Source organism: Dyadobacter tibetensis Y620-1 (genome assembly GCF_000566685.1).
GTDB lineage: Bacteria > Bacteroidota > Bacteroidia > Cytophagales > Spirosomataceae > Dyadobacter > Dyadobacter tibetensis.
Genome location: NZ_AZQN01000003.1, coordinates 761084 through 780351, shown reverse-complemented (window position 1 = coordinate 780351; position 19268 = coordinate 761084). Strand labels below are relative to the sequence as shown.

Here is a 19268-nt window from a genome sequence, read left to right as displayed (position 1 = left end):
TTCTCGTTTCTCTATTACTTAAAGGAGAAACGAGCACTTATTGCATTATCCCCAGCTAGCTCCCCGTTTCAATGAATTATATATTATCAATACTATTACTCCTCAGCTCTTTTGCAATGTCTTTTGGCCAGTCTACCAACTGTCAATGCTTTGTAAAAGGGATTATACGTGATCAGCACACGGGGCAACCACTCCCTGGCGCTACGGTATTGCTGCAGCATACAGGAGAAGGCACGGTAACCGACAGCAAGGGAACCTATGAGATCAGGAACCTATGTCCCGGCAAATATGTGGTGGAATGCCGCATGGTAGGTTACGGTACATTTACGCATGAGGTAGACCTTACAGAAGGCCATGAAGAGAACATTGATCTGGCCGAACAAGAGATACACCTGAACGACATAGAAATCCGGGCGCACCGGACCGATGCTCCCGCCTCTCTACCGGTAGAAGAACTGAAAGGGCAGGCATTATTTGAAACCAGAGGACAATCCCTGGCCGAAGGCCTGAAAGGACTTACCGGAGTAAGCACCCTGCAAACGGGCAGCTCCATAGCCAAGCCTGTGATTCATGGGCTTCATAGTAACAGAGTACTGATTATCAATAATGGTGTGCGCCAGGAAGGGCAGCAGTGGGGCTCCGAACATGCTCCCGAGATCGACCCCTTTACGGCAACCCGGATTACGGTGGTAAAAGGAGCTGCGGGAGTGCGCTATGGTTCCGACGCTATCGGAGGGGTTATCCTGGTTTCTCCTGACGAACTGCCCTATGGACAGCCCCTTAGTGGACAGGTAAATGTAGTAGGAAGTATTAATGGCCGTCAGGGTGTAACCTCCGGAACCTTGCAGGGCAGCATCCCCGGACTATCGGGCCTGGCCTGGAGAGCTCAGGGAACCCTCAAAAGAGCCGGAAACATGAAAACTCCAGGATATTTCCTGGACAATACCGGTACCCGGGAAAAGAACCTTTCTCTGGCAGCCGGCTTCCAGAGAAAGGGCTTTGGCATCGATCTGTTTTACAGCCATTTCGCTACCGATCTGGGTCTGTTTTCAGGGGCTCATATAGGGAGCATTACCGACCTGCTTCAGGTCATAGAAAAGGGGGAGCCCTTTATCAAATCGGGATTTGCCTATGCTATTGGCCGGCCAAGGCAGCAGGTCCGCCATCAGCTAGCCAAAGCCGAGGCTCATTATCATTTTAAAGATGGTAATCGCCTCCAATGGACCTTTGCCAGTCAACATAACAACCGATCGGAGTACGATCTGCACAGCTCCCGCAACGACTCTATCGCAGCCCTGAACAATCCGGAGCTCTCCATGAAGCTCAACACCCTTACCAACGACCTGGTTTGGGACCATAAGCCGCTGGCTGGCAAGATTGCCGGTCAACTCGGTCTTAGCTCACTTTACCAATATAATATCATGGATGGCCGTCCCCTGATTCCTAACTTTAATCAGTGGACCCTGGGGCTATTCTGGATAGAAAGGTATGTAAACAACAGCTGGGAACTGGAAGCAGGAGCGCGCTGGGACTACCGAAATCTGCTCACCCACCGCCTGATCAATCGGGAGAAAGTCAGCGACCAGTTTAATTTTGACAACCTGACGGCCACCCTAGGTGCCACATACCGTTTTAACAGACAGCTCTCGGCTCAGCTTCACTCAGGGACGGCCTGGAGAGCCCCCAACGTCAGCGAGCTCTTTAGCGACGGTGTCCATCACGGGGCCGCAGCCTATGAGCGGGGCGATGCCAGCCTGACCGAAGAAACCGCCTTTAATAATCAACTAAGCCTTCAGTACGAAGGAGAACGCCTGGGCGTGGAGATCGGGGGATATTTCAATTTGATTCGGGACTATATCTATCTGAAACCTCTGCCCGAGCCTATCCTGACCATACGAGGGGCTTTTCCGGCCTTTCAATACCATCAGACCAATGCTACGTTTAAAGGCATAGACTTGAGTACGCGCTGGGAATTTATAAAATCGCTGACCTGGAATACCAAGCTAACCTATCTGCAATCATATGACCAGAGCAGCGACGACTATCTGGTCATGATCCCTGCCAATAAACTCGAAAATGGATTGAAATGGTCTATACCCCATACAGGCTCCTGGACGGGAACGGAGCTATCGATCAACCACCTTTGGGTAGGGAAGCAGAAAAGAGTCCCTGCCAACAGTAATTATGCCCCCCCACCCCCGGCATATAACCTATGGTCAATCAAAGCGAGCAGCCAGTTGCCCCTCTCCGAATTACAATCTTTGGAATTCAGTATTACCATCGACAACCTTTTAAACACCCGGTATCGGGATTATATGAACAGATTTCGGTACTACGCCGACGATCTGGGCCGCCAGATATCTCTCCGTATTCGTTATCAGTTTGGATCTAAATCTTAATTTATCGTAAAACCATAGAATCTGTTACCATGAAAAAACTAAATTTATTTCGCTTTGGAATTCTATTGGCTTCTGCCTCCCTTTTTTATCAATGCAAAGACTCGAGCGAAGATCTGAAACCGGACGAGGAAAATGAATTGATTACTACCGTTAAGCTAAATTTTAAAGATGAAACCGCAGGCACCCTGAAAACCTTTGTATTTCAGGATAAGGACGGTGAAGGTGGAAATGCTCCTACTCGTTTTGACACCATACGTCTTGCGGCCAATACCAGTTACAGCCTTAGTATGGAATTCCTGGATGAGAGTAAGAATCCTGTAGATGATATTACAGAAGAAATTTTAGAGAAGGGTGATGAACACCTTATTGTGATCACTCCTACCCCCACTTCGGCACTTACCTATGCCTATACTGACAAAGACGAAAAGGGTCTGCCCATAGGTCTGAAAGGTACAGCCACTACCAAGGCAGCTGCTATGGGGAAGCTTAAAGTGCAGCTAAGACACCAGGCCGGCACCAAAGATGGTACTGCCACGCCTGGAAACGACGATGTCCACTTGGATTTTGTATTGGATATTCAGTAACCTGCTACACTCCCGAAACAAAAATGACCTTGTTTCGGGAGGCTCAGTTACATTTGGGACAAACTCCCTGAATCAGCAAATTGAAGCTTTCTGGCTGGTAGCCTACTGGCAACGAGACGGCTGGAATATGCAGATTTTCTAAACAGTTGGTCTGCCCACATTCGCTACACTTAAAATGAATGTGATCGTGCTGATGCTGCTCCTCCGAACAACGGTGGGAGCACAGTGCATAACGCAGTCCTTCGTCATCCAAAACCTTATGGATGATGCCTTTTTCCAAAAAAGTCTTTAAGGTTCTGTAGATCGTAACCCGATCATATTGCTCCCCTAACGCCCCTTCCAGATCACCATGTGACAGGGCTATTTTTCTTTTTATAAACGTAGAAAGTACATCTTCCCGGCAGGTAGTTGAGCGCAGATGATGTATTTTCAAGGTTTCTTTTAACTCGTTCATCGTTGATTTCTTTGTATAGTTATCCGGAATCGCTGCTAATACAACCATCCCATTCAAAGTTAAGTTCTTATCATAGATATTCGCAACCTCCCTATCTTTTTAATTAGGGTTTTCCCTGGCACCTGTCAGTAAAGCCCTTCTGTTCAGCCTAGTTCTCCGGCTTTGATTTTCCTTTGCTCAATAAATTTATTCTGCAACTCTGTTGCAGAATATGATATTCGTCTGTACTTTTGCAACATCATTGTATTTAGCATGAAAACACAACATCCACATAACAAAGCTGATTATATAGGAATCCTTGGTTCTATTTTGTGCATCATACATTGCCTATTACTGCCGGCCGTTTCTTTGGGATCCGCTTTAGGCCATGGGCATGGGCATAGCCATAATTCTGGACTTCTATCTCTTGACCTACTGTTTATAGTGGTCAACGGAATTGCCGTTTATTACGCTACCAAGTCTCATCCGACCAAGGGTTTGAAGTTAACCTTATGGGGTTCTTTGGCTCTGTTTGCCATAAGTATCGTTTTCGAAGGTGAAGCATCAATATTTACCTGGTTAGGTTATCTGGCTTCAGTTATGCTCATCGGAGGGCATTTTTATAACCTTTATATCTGCCAGATTGCTCCTCGCATGAAATTCCGTCAGGCCTGATTATTTCTTATTTATCGTAAGTCACCTCAAACCGATCCAGATCCGGTCTGGTTTTTCGTTTCCGGTTTACCTCATATTCGAATAGGGTTTTGCCCAGGTCAGCCATAAAGGGCAGCCCTACCTCTTCGTATTCGTATTTCCCATCGTTTAGCACTTCATTGGCATTGCAGTAGATCACAGCCGTCACCATCCATTCCACCCCTTTTTCAAAATCGGCCACAAAGGCGTTGTCTAACAGGTAGCCATAGGCATTCCCTACTTTATTAAAAAGCCGAATATGCCTTGGCAGCCGGGTTTTGGTTCCACCAAACAAAATATATTTGGCATAGCCATCATAATAATCATCCGTATAAGTTTCGGGATAGCTAGTTTCCACAGGGTACTGGGACATATAGCGATAAATAAAGCTATAATCGTCCTGCGTGAGTCCAAAACGTTCCTTGGCAGGTACAGATTCGGGGAAATAAAGGGCCCTCAGCAACCGGTGCTGCTCGTCGATAGGGAAGTAATTTTTTTTGGAGAAATCCATAGGTTCTCCTACCTTATTCCCTTGCTCATCTATACTGGCGGTTCCTATAAGGATTGGCTTTTCTAACCAGTAGGGCTTGGCTGCATATTGTTCCGGCTGTTCATACACCTTCTTCCCATCCTTAAAAAAGGACATCGGATTGGTATATCTGTTTTCTTCAGGGGGCAATACAATGCTAAGTCTATGTGTTATCCGCGATTGAGTATACCCTTTTGCATGCAGGGAATCGTTAAATGCTGCCTGTCCGATAAATTCATACAACCGGTTAAAGGCATCATTATCGCTAACCAACAAGATTTTTTTGGCATAATGCCCTATAGAAGCATTTCCATCTTCACTGGTACTATCACCCATCACGGCAGTTTGACTGGGTCTATTTGTTCCGATTTTCAGGGCCGTATATTTATCAAGCCCCAGGGCATTCATTTTTTCCAGTGCCAAGGCAACTGCCGCCAGCTTTACGGTGCTGGCAGGGTAAAAATAAGTATCGGTGGGCAGGCCATACGAATAGGTGGTAAATTTAGGCTCATTCCTCTTGTTTCTATCGATCCGCGTATAGCGCACCTGCACCTGATACCGATCCGGATGAGCCATTATTTCCCCAAAGCGGTCGGGTCGGTCGCGCATTAATTTCTCCAGTAGATCCTGAGCGCTGAGTGTTGTGGGAGCCATGGCAGTTAGGAGGGCCATACAGAGTAAGGTAAAGAAAAAATATTTCAAAAATGGGTTCATCTACGCTTCAATGGGTTTGAGAGACGTAATTTACAATATTTTATTTTTATAGGTTAAATAGAATTATATTTTACATATATCCTGCTTTACCCAATAAATATTAAATCGTATATGTAATGGAAGATAATCAACTAAGGAGTCGGGGATGGTTTGGAAAAACGGGGAAGGATGGATTCATCTACCGCGCTTGGATGAAGAATCAAGGATATCCTGCCGACGAATTCGACGGCCGCCCCGTAATCGGAATATGCAATACCTTTTCGGATCTTACCCCCTGCAACGGACATTTCCGGGAGCTGGCAGAATCTGTCAAGAGGGGCGTTTGGGAAGCGGGTGGCTTCCCGGTTGAATTCCCGGTAATGTCGCTGGGAGAGACCTTAATCAAGCCCACCGCCATGCTATACCGCAACCTGGCCAGTATGGACGTTGAGGAGTCTATCCGGGCCAACCCTATCGACGGGGTGGTATTGCTCTGTGGCTGCGACAAAACGACCCCTTCCCTGGTCATGGGAGCGGCCAGTGTCAATATCCCTACCATTGTGGTATCGGGCGGCCCAATGCTAACAGGAAAATACAGGGGTAAAAATATTGGAACCAGCGATGTTTGGCGTTTTTCAGAAATGCATCGGAAGGAGGAAATCACCCAGGAGGAGCTCTCCAATGCCGAGGCATGCATGTGCCGCAGCAACGGGCACTGTGCCGTAATGGGTACGGCCTCCACCATGGCCTGTATGGTAGAATCCCTGGGCCTTACCCTGCCGGAAAACGCCGCTATCCCAGCTGCTGATTCCCGCCGGAAAGTGATCGCACATCTGTCGGGGCGCCGCATCGTTCAAATGGTGAAGGAAGACCTTCGCATGTCGGATATCCTTACCCGGGAGGCATTCGAGAATGCAATCATGCTGAACGCTGCTATCGGAGGATCCACCAATTTTGTAATCCACCTATTAGCCATTGCCGGCCGGATCGGCGTGGAACTAACCCTGGACGATTTTAACGCTCTCTGTGAGAAAATCCCCTTATTGCTAAACCTCCAACCTTCAGGAGGGTATTTTATGGAAGATTTCTACTATGCCGGTGGGCTTCCTGTGGTGATAAAGGAAATGCTAAGCATCCTGCACCAGAACACCATTACAGCCAATGGAAAAACCCTGGCAGAAAACGCCCAGTCGGCCGAATGCTTCGACAGCGATGTGATCGCCACCCTGGCCGAGCCCATTAAAGACCTCACCGGTCTGGCCGTACTGAAGGGTAATCTCTGTAAAGATGGGGCCGTCATCAAGCCTTCTGCATCGCTCAAACCCGAGCTGATGAAGCACCGGGGCGCGGCCATCGTCTTCGAAGATATAGATGATTATAAGGCCCGCCTGGACGACCCCGATCTTCCTGTTGACGAAAACAGTATCTTAGTCCTTAAAAATGTAGGCCCCAAAGGCTACCCCGGCATGCCGGAAGTAGGCAATATGTCCCTGCCCAAAAAGCTTCTGGCCAAGGGAGTAATGGATATGGTACGGATCTCCGACGGCCGTATGAGCGGAACAGGCTTCGGAACGGTCGTGCTGCATGTTTCCCCTGAGGCCGCCGTAGGCGGTAATCTGGCCCTGGTACGCGACGGTGACATCATTTCTCTGGACGTAGACGCGCGCAGCTTACAGCTGGAGGTGAGTGATGAAGAGCTCGCCCAGCGGCGACTGGACTACAAACCCCTGGACCTGGGCTATAACCGAGGCTTCGTCCGCCTGCATATAGAACATGTGACCCAGGCACATCTGGGAGCCGACCTGGATTTCCTTATCGGAGGCTCAGGAGACAAAGTAACCAGAGATTCTCACTGATCCATTTTTTGTCAAGATCTTCGTTCTCAGCCCATCCTGAAGGCCAATGGCCTCCTCAGGATGGGCTGTTGTTATCGGCTCTACTTCCGGCCCCCGCAATGGTCTTTGCCATCAAAAATCCGTATATTGAGTATACATTTTTAAAAACTATAATCCCGAAATTCCATGAACACCCTGCAATTTAAAGATCAGGTGGCCCTTGTCACTGGCGCTGGACAGGGCATCGGCTACGAAATAGCACGCCAGTTAGCGCTGGCAGGCGCGGGCGTGATCCTGAACGACAGCGACGAGAATCTGGCAATGGAGGCCTCCGAACGCATCAGAGACGCCGGAGGAGAATGCATCGCCTTTCCCGGCGACGCCTCCGACTCCGGCACGGTTCAGGGTATGGTACAGGAGGCCGTCAAATGCTTCGGCAAGCTCACCATCGCCATCGCCAATGCAGGTATCACCCTCTTTGGCGATTTCTTCGATTATCCCGTCGACCATTTGAAAAAAGTGCTGGATGTGAATATGGTAGGAACCTTTCTACTCACCCAGGCTGCCGCCCGACAGATGCGTCAGCAGAAGTCTGGAGGCCGCATCCTACTGATGTCCTCCGTAGTTGGCCACCAGGCCCACCAATATCTGGCGGCCTACGCCATGACCAAGGCGGGCTTAGAAATGCTGGCCAAAAACCTAGTACTGGAGCTCTCTCCTTTTGGCATCACCATCAATACCATCGCCCCAGGAGCCACCCTTACCGAACGCACGCTCCACGATGACCCCACTTATTCGAAAGTCTGGTCGGCCATCACCCCCCTGGGCCGCCCTGCAATCAGTGAAGATATAGCCCATGCGGCCCTTTTCCTTTGTTCCCCCCATTCGGGCCATATCACCGGCCAGAGTCTGATAGTAGATGGAGGATGGACCTCGGTGAGTCCTCTCCCCGATCTGAGCAACCTTCAGGATGGCCCAAAATAAAAGTGGGCCCAAGCTTCCCCCGGACCAGGGCGTGACTACAACCAAAACATTTTTCTGCGCCTTTAAACAGCATTCCCTATTTTTGCAGAATATTTCGTTTAAACACATCATACATGAAAACCATACCCTTACACCAGATTCATGTGGATCTGGGCGCCAAAATTGTTCCTTTTGCAGGTTTTGAAATGCCTGTCCGTTATTCATCCGATCTGGACGAGCATCTAGCGGTGCGCAATAAGGTGGGTGTTTTCGACGTGTCCCATATGGGCGAGTTTACTGTGAAAGGCCCGGGAGCACTAGAATTGATACAAAAAGTCTCTGCAAACGATGCTTCCGTTCTCGTTGACGGGAAAGTACAATATAGCTACCTGCCCAATACGCAGGGGGGAGTCGTCGACGACCTTCTGGTCTACCGCATCGAGGCCGACGACTATCTGCTGGTAGTCAACGCCTCTAATATAGAAAAAGACTGGGATTGGATTCAACAATACAATACGGAAGGGGTAGCCATGGAAAATATTTCCGATCAAACCTGCCTTTTTGCCGTTCAGGGCCCTCTGGCAGTCGACGCCATCCAGTCTTTAACTTCTATTGACCTGGGAGCCATGACCTATTATACATTTCAGATAGGAACCTTCGCCGGAGTAGAAAACGTGATCGTGTCCGCTACAGGCTATACCGGCTCCGGAGGATTCGAGATTTACGTAAAAAATAAGGATGCCGAAAAAGTATGGAAAGCCATATTTGAAGCTGGAGCCCCTGTGGGCATTCAGCCGATTGGCCTGGGTGCCCGGGATACCCTGCGCCTGGAAAAAGGATTCTGCCTGTATGGCAACGACCTCAACGACACCCGCTCGCCTTTAGAGGCAGGCTTAGGCTGGGTTACCAAGTTCACCAAAGACTTTGTAAATTCAGAAGCTCTTAAAAAGGAAAAAGAAGCCGGGATCAAAAACAAGCTCTCAGCCTTCCAGATGATTGACAGAGGAATACCCCGGGGGCATTACGAACTTTGTGATGCTGAAGGCATAAAAATCGGAGAGGTAACCTCCGGCACGCAGTCCCCTACCCTGCAAAAAGGCATAGGCCTGGGGATGCTGCCCATCGGGCAGAGTAAGCCAGGTACGCTTATTTTCGTAAAAGTGCGCGACAGGCTGCTTAAAGCAGAAGTGGTAAAGCTACCCTTCGTATAACTGTCATTATCTTATTTTTCTACCTATTATAACCAGCACAAGGCCCCAGATTGATGAAGCAACTCGATGTTTGTTTGACCCCAGAATTATTACATCTTCATAACCTTTCCAACTCCATTGTAGTAGTAGCCGACATTTTCCGCGCTACCTCCTGCATGGTGACAGGACTGGCTTACGGCGTAAAAAGCATTACCCCTGTAGCCACCCTGGAAGAATGCCGCCTGCTCCAGGAGCGGGGCTATATCGGTGCAGCCGAACGCAACGCCCAAAAAGAAGAGGGTTTCCAGCTCGACAACTCCCCTTTTAGCTATATGGCCGAGAGCCTGATAGGTTCCGATATCGCCATGACCACCACCAACGGGACTCTTTCTATTACCAAAGCCAAGCCTACGGCTGTGAAAGTATTAGTGGGCTCCTTTCTCAATCTGGGCGCCTTGGCCAATTATCTGAAGTCGGAGGTGTACGATGTCACCGTCCTCTGCGCAGGATGGAAGGGTCGCCCCAATCTGGAAGACACCCTCTTTGCCGGAGCACTCGCCGATGCCCTGCAAGATCAGTTTATGCTCCTGGAAGATGGCACGCTTATGGCGCAGCGCCTGTATAGCCAGAGCAAAAACAATCTGTTGGCCTCGGTGGCTAATTCCTCGCATGTGCGTCGCCTGCAGCGCCTGGGCATACAAAAAGACATTTCGTACTGCCTTCAAACCGATCTGTACGATATCGTACCGGTCCTTAGAGGAGGCAAACTTATCGCCATGCATTAATGGTACTCACCACCAGACCGAATTCAATTAGTCCTTCTATGAATCGTTTCAAATTAATTATTCTGACCCTGCTGATGGGCACTGGCGCCTGGGCGCAAACAACTCCAGCTTCCCTGCCCGACAGCACCCAGCAAGAGCTGGATGAGTCCGACGGGCCCATCATTACCGAGCAAGAGGCAGAAGAAGCGCTCGAGAAAGAGCTCAAGGGAAAGGCAGACAGCGTTCAGGCGTACCAGATCCTGCTTCCCAGGCTCGACTTTCTGTCGGTCTGCGCAGGCGCCACCATTACCATTCCCTTTAAAACCATAGGGCCCTTTGATACGGATAACACTTTTATGGCCCAATTGATCGACCGGCAAGGTAAGGTCATAGGCATATCGCTTCCTTTCAAAAAAAGCCCCATTCAGGCGGTCATTCCCTCCTATAAGTTGGGAAGTGAAGTATACCAGATTCAGATCATAAGCACCATACCCATTATTCAAAGCAATATGGTGCCCATCCGTCTATTGGAAACCCCCACTGCCCAACTTACGGTGGCCGATGGCAGCCAGGCAGTGCGCATTATGCCGGGCCAGGAAGCTACCTTAAAGGTCAATCTGAGTGGAACGGCCCCCTGGTCCTTTCTACTATCGGACAGTACCCTGGTCACCCAAACCATGTCCAACCCTCATTACCTCAGTGTAAAGCCGCAGGCGGTCAAACCTTATTCGATTGCTGCTGTGGCCAATGCCTGTGGCAGCGGGAAGACCGGCGGGCAGGTCATTGTTAACGTCGACGACAATCCTGAGCCCAAGCTGGAACTAAAGGATGCCGCCAAACTCGCCCGACTTTGCAACGGGATACCGTTTCAGGTGGCTATTAATGCTACTGGGAAATATAAAAAGGGCAACCGGTTTGTCATTCAGCTAGCCGACAAAAGTGGGGTGTTTAAGAACATATCCACTCCCGACTCCAGTGGCCAGCTAACCACCCAGATCCCGGCAAGCTATAAACCTGGAGCCTATAAGCTCAGGGTAAGCTCCACCGCTCCGGTCTTGCTTAGCGAGACCGCTACCATTACCATTGTTGAACCTACCGTGGCTACCCTGTTAAAGGATTCACTCCACCTGGGAGAAAACGAAACCGGAGAGCTTACTGTGAAGTTTACCGGGGCCGGCCCATGGTTTGTACTCCTCTCCGATGGCACCTATGAAAACAATATACTGGAGTCCCCACATAAAATGAAGGTAAAGCCCTTGTACAATACCAATTACCAGATCAGCTCTGCGGGGGGCCTCTGTGGGGTAGGAACTTTCTCAGGGCAGGCTAAAGTGTCCGTGAAAAGCCCTCCGGTAACCATCAGCATCGACCGGCTGCCTCAGAATATGGCCTGCCTGGGTTCTACCATCGAAATACCCTACAAGACTACCGGACGTTTCAATCCGGGCAATAAATTTTCTGTACAGATCACCGACAAAACGGGGCGTTTCGTAGACCTGCCCACTACCGTTACTCCCACCTCTATGCAGGTAAAACTGACGGGAATTGCCCAGACCGACACCATCAAAACCCAGCTTATCCGCATCATTTCCTCATCTCCTGCCGTGTCCAGTACCCAGGAAGAGCTAGACCTGATTGCCCCTAATAAGGCCCTGGGAGAAGTATCCGGACGGGGAATCGTTACGCCGGGACAGAGCACCAGAATAATGCTCAAATTCAAAAATGGCCTCCCTCCCTGGTCATTTACCCTGTCCGACGGCAGCGCGATCAGCGGTACCTTTCTGAACCCCTATCTAATATCCGTGGCTCCGGAAAAGACCACCGAATTCAAAATCGTTTCCCTCAAAAGTGGCTGTGGCACAGGCACCGGCAAGGGCAGTGCCGTCGTTCAAGTAGAAAAATAATAGCTACCCCATGCCAACCGGATAGAGGCTTTTGTTTCTATCCGGTTTATTCAGAACTTTGTAACAAACTATAAAAAGTAGCCGTACCAGCTTCAGGTAGTATCAGGCCGGCACAAATTCACATCATGACAAACCAGAAGGCGCCCTATATCATAGGGATTACAGGCGGAAGTGCATCAGGGAAAACGTATTTTATGAAATCGCTCATAGATTCGTTTGCAGAGGAGGATATTTGTCGTATTTCGCAGGACAATTACTACCGCCCCATTCATGAAATCCCCAGAGATAGCAATGGAATCGAGAACTTCGATCTGCCAGAAACCATTGATCATCAATTATTTGCTCAGCATCTGGCCATTCTACGCAAGGGCCAGGAGGTGCAACAGAAGGAATACACCTTTAACAACCAGGCCATAACACCCAAAATGTTGGTCTTTACCCCCCGGCCCGTAATTGTGGTAGAGGGGATCTTTGTTTTCTTTTTCCCCGAAATTGCCAAACAGATCGATCTGAAAGTATTTGTTGATGCCAAAGAGCATGTAAAAATCAAAAGAAGGATCATCCGCGACAATAACGAACGGGGGTACGACCTCAACGATGTACTCTACCGCTGGGAACATCATGTAGGCCCTACATACGACAAGTTTATAGAGCCTTTACGCCATGAGGCCGACATCATCATCAATAATAATACCCGCTGCGACACGGGGCTGGATGTGCTCCGCGACTTTCTGAAAAAGAAAATTCAAGAAAGGAGCTGAGGCCATACTATACCTGAGGATTATAAAGTTAATACAGTAATAAAGGGCCCCGAAGCCGATAGGTACGGGGGCCCGATCAACTATCAACACATTACCGGTGAAAAAACAACTACCCACACGCCCCTATGTAATATTACTTCGCCTGAGCTTCAGCATCGCTCTGGCTGCAACCCTATGGTCCTGCGAAAAGGAGAATACAGCCCCTATAGACCATTATGCCTATTACCCACTGGAAATTGGTAGCTCTCAGACCTATCAGGTGGACGAAACCATCTATTCGGCCGGGCAGAAAGATCCCGTGATAAAAACCTGGCAGGAAAAAGATGAGGTAAATCGCATTACCGAGCGGACAGAATTTACCACGACCTACATCGTATCCCGTTACCAGCGGAACACCCCGAATGACTATTGGCAAAAAGTAAAGGAATTTGCCATTACGAAGTCCCCGGACAAGCTGCTGACCAACTTGGATAACCAAACCATCGTCTCCCTGGTGTTCCCGGTGGACCCAAACCTGAGGTGGAATGGGAATCTGTATAATAATCAGGATGAACGTAAATACCGCTATGAGTCGATCCATCAGCCACTTACCCTGGGAGAATTATCCTTCGACAATAGCCTTACCGTAGTTGAGCGTAGAGATTCCAGCTTTATTAACAAATATGTAGGCGTCAAAAAATATGCCCTAGGGGTAGGACTGGTAAGCGATGAGCAGATCAATATCGAATACTGCCAGGACACTGACTGTATCGGAGATTATATCATCGAGTCGGGAAGCCTTAAAACCCGTACCATCCTGAGCTACAGCGATGGAAAGTAATTACAAATCCAGTAAAACCAAGAAAATATTAAAATAATACCAAGAAATATTAGCTTCAAGCCTTTTATCCTATAAATATTAACGTTTAATTTGTAGAGAATTAAAAAAGACCTATTTTTACACACGGATACTATCAACTTTAACAATAGAAATTATGAAAGCAATGAATTCGCACGCTACACCATCAAAGAAAAATTACCGCAAGCCGGTATTGAATACAATCGGAAACGTTAAGTCATTGACTAAAGGTGCAAAAGTTGGAAGTGGAGACCTCGACACAGGACTTCAAGTGTAACTAATTTCCCAATATTGAAATTATATGTATATTGGTATTGCTGCTACAAATGCGCAAAATACGTATAATATACCTATAACGAAAAGCCAGATGATTTGTGATTTGCATCATGGATCTCTGGCTTTTTATTTAGAATCAGAAAAATATAATAGAACTCCTATTGTCGCAGTGGAGGATATTTCTGGTGAAGTCCACCTTTATAATAGCCATTTACTTCCCAAAACCTACGACTCAAAGTCGACCTTCTTTATTAAATTAAAACAGATTGAAGAATGCATATATAGGCCTGTTATTTTTGTTGATAGGACACAAAGTGAAGTACAAATAATAAGAGATCTTTTTGGTCTTGTCCCAATGTATTATTTGCATATCCCGGGAATAATATTCGCTTTTTCTTCAAGCTTGGCATCGTTAATTTCGCTTCCACAACTTAAACCCTATTTAGAGCTAAATCGTCAGAAAATTAATAGTTACTTGACTTGGCTAAAGGACGGTGACACTTATGATACCACCACCTTTTACCAAAATATTTTCCGATTGCTACCAGGAAAAAGTCTTGTAATTAATCAGGATTCAATCAAAATTAATCAGTTTCATCACTTTGATTTGGAGAAATGGTCTGATACTCCCAGTAAGTTACAGATAGCAAAAAAAATTCGTCATACTTTACAGGAAAGAATAAAAAAGGACATTCCAGAACAGCCAGGGAAATTCCTGTCGCAATTAAGTGGAGGTCTGGATTCCTCTTCCATATGTGGTTTGCTCAGGAAATGTCGACCATCTACCACGTTCGATACCCTATATCTAGATACTGATACAGATTTAACCAATGAATTTGAATATGCAAAGGAAGTTGCTGACTACATAAATTCCCCTATTCACAAAATAAGTCTAAAAGAAAATCATTTGGAGTATGCAAGACTGCACATTGAAGCTTTTGGACATCCAGAATATATGCAAAACAGTGCTTTACTCAACAGTACTGTACTAGAAGAAGCGCATAACTTAAAATGTTCAGTAGTCTTCAGTGGTCACCCAGGAGATGCAATAATTGGATACGGAACCGCCCACCTGGCCACCTTATTTGAAAACTATAAGTGGAAAGAACTGGAAAATCTTATCGATAAGGATACTAATTTAAGTGAAACTTTTAAAAATTCGACTAGCCAGAATCCCAAGTTCAAAATCATTTATTCTTTAATTGCCAATCAAAAGTCTCGGCTAAATAAACTCCAGCTAACGGTTTTAATTTATAAAGCATCAAGTTACTTCAAAATACCATTCACCTTTTTCATTCTAGCCTTCATTAGAAAGATTAAGGATAAATTTGATTTACCTGCACAAATCCATCGTGAACAAAAAACTATAGAAAAGAGCACAGAAAGCCCAACAGTATCCCATAACGATTATGTTAATAATACTCAACTAATGGCTGAAACAGATCAGTTCTATGCAGTTTACAGTGAGCAAATTATTAATATAAATGAAGAATTCTATATTTTAGATCATCTATATAAAATTCAGCATGCATTTCCCTTCATTAATAAAGAACTATTTGAACTTAGCATGACAGTTCCTTCCGAAATGAAATATGCTGAAGGTCAACGAAGGGGGCATTTACGTGCCGCGCTGATCAATGTCATTCCAGAAAGAGTAAGGACACGCCAATCTAAAGCAAATTTCGGAAAATATGGTAAACAGGCAGCGATTGAACTATTCAATCAATCTCAACATCTCCTAGCAAACGATGAAGGGGTTATATGGCAATATGTTTCTAAAACAGCCTTTCTTAAGGCAAAAGCTCTGCTACTTAAAGAAGACGCTCCACTATATATTCAAAACCGAATGCAATTTTATATATCCCGCACAATTTATTTGGCAATATGGCTAGATCATAATCAGAAATCGAAATTTAAGAGCTTTTTCTAAACTCCATTTGTCGCCTAAAATAAAATTATTGGTGATTCCATTTATTCTGTTTTACTAGTAATGTATTACCTTACCACTGAATTGCTGAGAATAACCATCTGAACTCTCCGACAATATTTTGTATATATAAATTCCTTGGGGAAGTCTATCCTCTGGATACCAAAACCATTCTCTTAATTTCTTATCAACCTCTTTTCTGACGATTCTTTTCCCATTAGGATCATATATTTCTAGTATTACTGAATCTAATGGGCCATTCTTTTCCAAACCATCAACGGAGAATTTTAAAAAGTTCCAGAAGGGATTGGGAGAAACAATTAATTGAGGTTGAATTTCGCTAGACACTTTTAAAATAGCTTTAAAAGAAAATGGGCTTGTGTTTCCAGCTAAGTCCTTGGCAATAATTAATAACTCATACATTCCAGGTTCTGAAAATATTAAGGGCAAGGACAGTTCGACTACACCATCCGATCTCATTATTATGGTTCCACCATTTTCTTCAAAAGACATCCTCTCGAAATCACAGTTACCATCATTACAATTTTTAAGAAATATTTCGAGCAGAGAGGGATCCGGTAATAAGGGATAGTTATCGGCCAAGCTAATCTTAACCTCATTTTGTGTGCTAACCGTTAAAGTTTTATCAAACCGCATACCATTAACATAAACATCCATTACCGGTGGAATTAGGTCAGAGCCAAAATTAGTTGGATAATAAATTAAATTAGCAGCCTCATTCCAATCAATTTGAAGTTCAGCAGTGTTATTGTTTTCATTAATTTCCTTAATTAAATTTCCTTTATCAAGGTAGCATTTTATCGAATTGATTCGTTTTCTGCTATTGTGAACATAGTACAATGTATCTTGAAAACTGGTATTAACATTTTGAAACTCGTAATTTATTATCTCACCTCCATCCAATCCTAATTGAAGATTCAAGGTAACTATATCTTTCGGCAAAAATCTCCCATTGTTACGGATCACTATTGCAATCTTCGTCTGTTCTGTAGATGCCAATGTCTTTGTTTCATCCATCGATGAAATACTAATACTCTTAGAATCTAATTCAAAATCCAATAGGTCGTTGCGCATAACCGCAACAGCAGGGTCTCCCTGCAGTATTGATTGATGAATATTTGATATATCATATTCCGATGTGCTCTGTTTAACAATTTCGGCTGCAACATTTTTTTGTACTTGACCAATCCCTATTGAACCTTCAGTACTTTTCTGGAAAATTTGCGCATATATACCGGAAAGGTATCGTGACGAACTTGATAAAAAGCTGTAATAGGAATTTGCAATCACTGCAATACTACCCTTTTCACTATTTATCCAATCACTTGACAAAGGAAGTTTGTCATCAGAGGTAATTAGAGGGTTATTCCTTCCATTAAATATGTTTCCAACACCGCACCCATTAAAATACATGAAAGGGAAATTCTCATTATTAGCATAACCTCTTTTGGGGTCTGAAATATAGCCTAAATCATAATCTGTGATGGTAGAAGATCCATGGCCATAATATGAAATCCATCCTACTCCATCATTTACCTCGCTAGTAATATCAACTTCCAGGGTTTCAATGGCACTTTTTTTAACAAAAGGAGTCACTTTCCCACCAAATTGGCTGTCTTCCACCTTAGTAGTAAGATTTTTCAATTCCCCCGCCAGCTGTTGTATTTCAGAGGGAGACTTACCTCCGCTCAAATGTAATATTTGTTTCTTCCAACGGATACTCATATTCATCTCATAAGTTTTCACTTTGGATAGATAAGCAAGAACTTGCGAATTCTGTGTAGCAGAAATCCTTCCTATGGGAATTGCAGGCACATCAGTTGGCACGCCAGCAAGACCATCCACTAACAATATATCAGACCCAGGAAATCCAATGGTAGGAACCTCTTGGACCAAATCTTTCGTCATTCGATTCCATATGGTTGTTGAGTGGCCAATCAATAATAAATTATGTTTGGGACGAATACCGTCTTTTAGCATAAAATCAATGAAACGTTTTATCGCTACTGGACTTGGCTCCCCATAATTAAATTGATTATAAACGTCCTTAATATTAACAATTACAACATTGTATTTTCCGCCTTGAACAGACGATCTGTAATTGCCGTATTCAATTGCTGAAGATTTTAAATTATCATTAGTAATAATAATATAATCACCATTTTTGGCATCGGGAGAAAGAAAGGTAACTGGCTCAATAACAGCATCTTGAACACTTGAGGAAATCAAAATGTTTGTATACTCTCCATTTAACGTATTCAAAGAGGCAAACAGGTCTCCATTCTCTCGTAAATAATTAATCTTAATGGGGTTGTCAGGATCACTAATCTCTAAAACCTCAACATTTTGGGGAATATCCTGTATGTTAATGGACAAGCCGTTTTTTGCGGTATTTGAATATGAAAAAACCTTATCCTTCAAACCACTCATTGAGGGGCTTTGTGGATACTCAATTTTAATATAATTAACCGAAAAAACTCCGGTAGTAGAACTTTCTCCTGTAATTTTTAATGACTCTAGTCTAATTGTACATTTTCCATTTGCATCAATCATATCAGGATCTAAATCAAATTGCACAGTGTATGGCTTAAAGCCAGAAAATTCGATTTTCTTCGGCAATTCTTTTAAATTATTAATTGATTGACCAGCGGACAACTTAATATTATTTGAAGAATTGGTCCGTCCATTTAACTGAATTTCTACTCTAACTTTTTGGTTTACGTTATTAACAATATTTTTTAAAGTTAAAGGAAATGTAAAAACGGGATCTCCTGAAGTGCTACCGTCTGAGTTTATTCTTTTATAATATGCCTTACTTGACCTTCCTTTCCCCTCGGTAAAATAACTATGATCCAAAGTATGAAGAACGATATTCTGCGATCCGTCATAAGTATCACTAGTTGTAAAGGTTGTTAATTGAGTTTCCAAGTGGTAAGTCTCAGTTGCCTTATCCTTCGAACCAGCTAATTGGGACTTGACTATTTTGCTAGGTATGTCACTTGAAAAGGTAAGAAAATAAGAAGATTTATCTGAAAACCAGCTGTAATAAGGATTGGCCCGTACCCCAGTATAAGGCCGATACAAAAGAGCATCAAAAGCACCGTCGTTTTCCACGCCATAAAACTTAATTTCAGTTGAAGATGCTGAAATTAATGATACCTCTTTCCCTCGATGGTAAAGATGCAATTGAGCGGCCTTGTCTTTAAAATTATCAGGTAGAACAACTCGATATACACCTGCTTTTGACACTTGAATTTTCAACCATTCTTGTGCATACCGGTCATTCAACCATTCGTTTCCGTACACTCCGCTCCAAGCTTGTTGAGAATACGAATGAGTATCAAGGCCAGTTACAAAAATAATAAGAAGAAGACATCTAAGTAGTACTATTTTGTTCATAATTTTTTTTTCAGTATCTAAAACCAAACGTAGAGACAATCCTTAAGATTGTCTCTACG

At 44.9% G+C, this 19268-nt stretch carries 14 protein-coding genes; 11 read left to right on the top strand and 3 right to left on the bottom strand.

All coding sequences use genetic code 11. From position 1 onward, the window contains the following. Positions 1-71 precede the first annotated feature (71 nt). Positions 72-2399: a TonB-dependent receptor gene (locus tag X939_RS0110325; RefSeq protein WP_044198915.1), complete on the top strand. Its 2328-nt coding sequence runs from the start codon at positions 72-74 to the stop codon at positions 2397-2399. A gap of 29 nt (positions 2400-2428) precedes the next feature. Further along, the gene (locus X939_RS0110320; protein WP_025763187.1) at positions 2429-2983 is read left to right on the top strand and encodes a hypothetical protein; all 555 of its coding nucleotides are present in this window, start codon (positions 2429-2431) and stop codon (positions 2981-2983) included. A 43-nt stretch (positions 2984-3026) separates the two neighbouring features. On the opposite strand, the gene X939_RS0110315 is transcribed toward X939_RS0110320, so the two are convergent. Continuing rightward, positions 3027-3437, bottom strand: coding sequence for a Fur family transcriptional regulator (locus X939_RS0110315; RefSeq protein ID WP_025763186.1), 411 nt, complete (start codon positions 3435-3437; stop codon positions 3027-3029). A gap of 252 nt (positions 3438-3689) precedes the next feature. Between X939_RS0110315 and X939_RS0110305 the strand changes: the two genes are divergently transcribed. Continuing rightward, complete coding sequence (locus X939_RS0110305; RefSeq protein ID WP_025763185.1) at positions 3690-4091, top strand: MerC domain-containing protein; 402 nt, start codon at positions 3690-3692, stop codon at positions 4089-4091. Positions 4092-4098: 7 nt separating this feature from the next. On the opposite strand, the gene X939_RS0110300 is transcribed toward X939_RS0110305, so the two are convergent. Then, positions 4099-5310, bottom strand: a complete 1212-nt coding sequence (locus X939_RS0110300) for a serine hydrolase (RefSeq protein ID WP_044199126.1) — start codon at positions 5308-5310, stop codon at positions 4099-4101. A 158-nt stretch (positions 5311-5468) separates the two neighbouring features. On the opposite strand from X939_RS0110300, the gene X939_RS0110295 reads away from it, so the two are divergent. From X939_RS0110295 to X939_RS0110260, 8 genes are all read left to right on the top strand, one after another. Further along, complete coding sequence (locus X939_RS0110295) at positions 5469-7187, top strand: IlvD/Edd family dehydratase (RefSeq protein ID WP_025763183.1); 1719 nt, start codon at positions 5469-5471, stop codon at positions 7185-7187. A gap of 165 nt (positions 7188-7352) precedes the next feature. Further along, positions 7353-8150 carry an SDR family NAD(P)-dependent oxidoreductase gene (locus X939_RS0110290; RefSeq protein ID WP_025763182.1) on the top strand — a complete coding sequence of 266 codons (798 nt, stop codon included), beginning with the start codon at positions 7353-7355 and terminating at the stop codon, positions 8148-8150. Positions 8151-8263: 113 nt separating this feature from the next. Further along, a complete protein-coding gene (gcvT, locus tag X939_RS0110285; protein ID WP_025763181.1) occupies positions 8264-9340 on the top strand; it encodes a glycine cleavage system aminomethyltransferase GcvT in 1077 nt (358 codons plus the stop codon). A 53-nt stretch (positions 9341-9393) separates the two neighbouring features. Next, entirely contained in the window at positions 9394-10104 is a 711-nt protein-coding gene (locus X939_RS0110280; RefSeq protein WP_025763180.1) for a 2-phosphosulfolactate phosphatase, read from the top strand. 38 nt (positions 10105-10142) lie between these two features. Then, positions 10143-11987 carry a hypothetical protein gene (locus tag X939_RS0110275; protein ID WP_131694712.1) on the top strand — a complete coding sequence of 615 codons (1845 nt, stop codon included), beginning with the start codon at positions 10143-10145 and terminating at the stop codon, positions 11985-11987. Positions 11988-12112: 125 nt separating this feature from the next. Continuing rightward, the gene (gene udk, locus X939_RS0110270) at positions 12113-12748 is read left to right on the top strand and encodes a uridine kinase (protein ID WP_025763178.1); all 636 of its coding nucleotides are present in this window, start codon (positions 12113-12115) and stop codon (positions 12746-12748) included. Between the two features lie 97 nt (positions 12749-12845). Further along, positions 12846-13568, top strand: a complete 723-nt coding sequence (locus tag X939_RS0110265; protein ID WP_025763177.1) for a hypothetical protein — start codon at positions 12846-12848, stop codon at positions 13566-13568. A gap of 319 nt (positions 13569-13887) precedes the next feature. Further along, positions 13888-15792 (top strand): asparagine synthase-related protein, encoded by a 1905-nt coding sequence (locus X939_RS0110260; RefSeq protein ID WP_025763176.1) that lies wholly within the window; start codon positions 13888-13890, stop codon positions 15790-15792. Between the two features lie 54 nt (positions 15793-15846). Here X939_RS0110260 and porU2 read toward each other — a convergent pair whose 3' ends face one another. Beyond that, positions 15847-19209 (bottom strand): putative type IX secretion system sortase PorU2, encoded by a 3363-nt coding sequence (porU2, locus tag X939_RS0110255; RefSeq protein ID WP_025763175.1) that lies wholly within the window; start codon positions 19207-19209, stop codon positions 15847-15849. Positions 19210-19268: the final 59 nt, after the last annotated feature.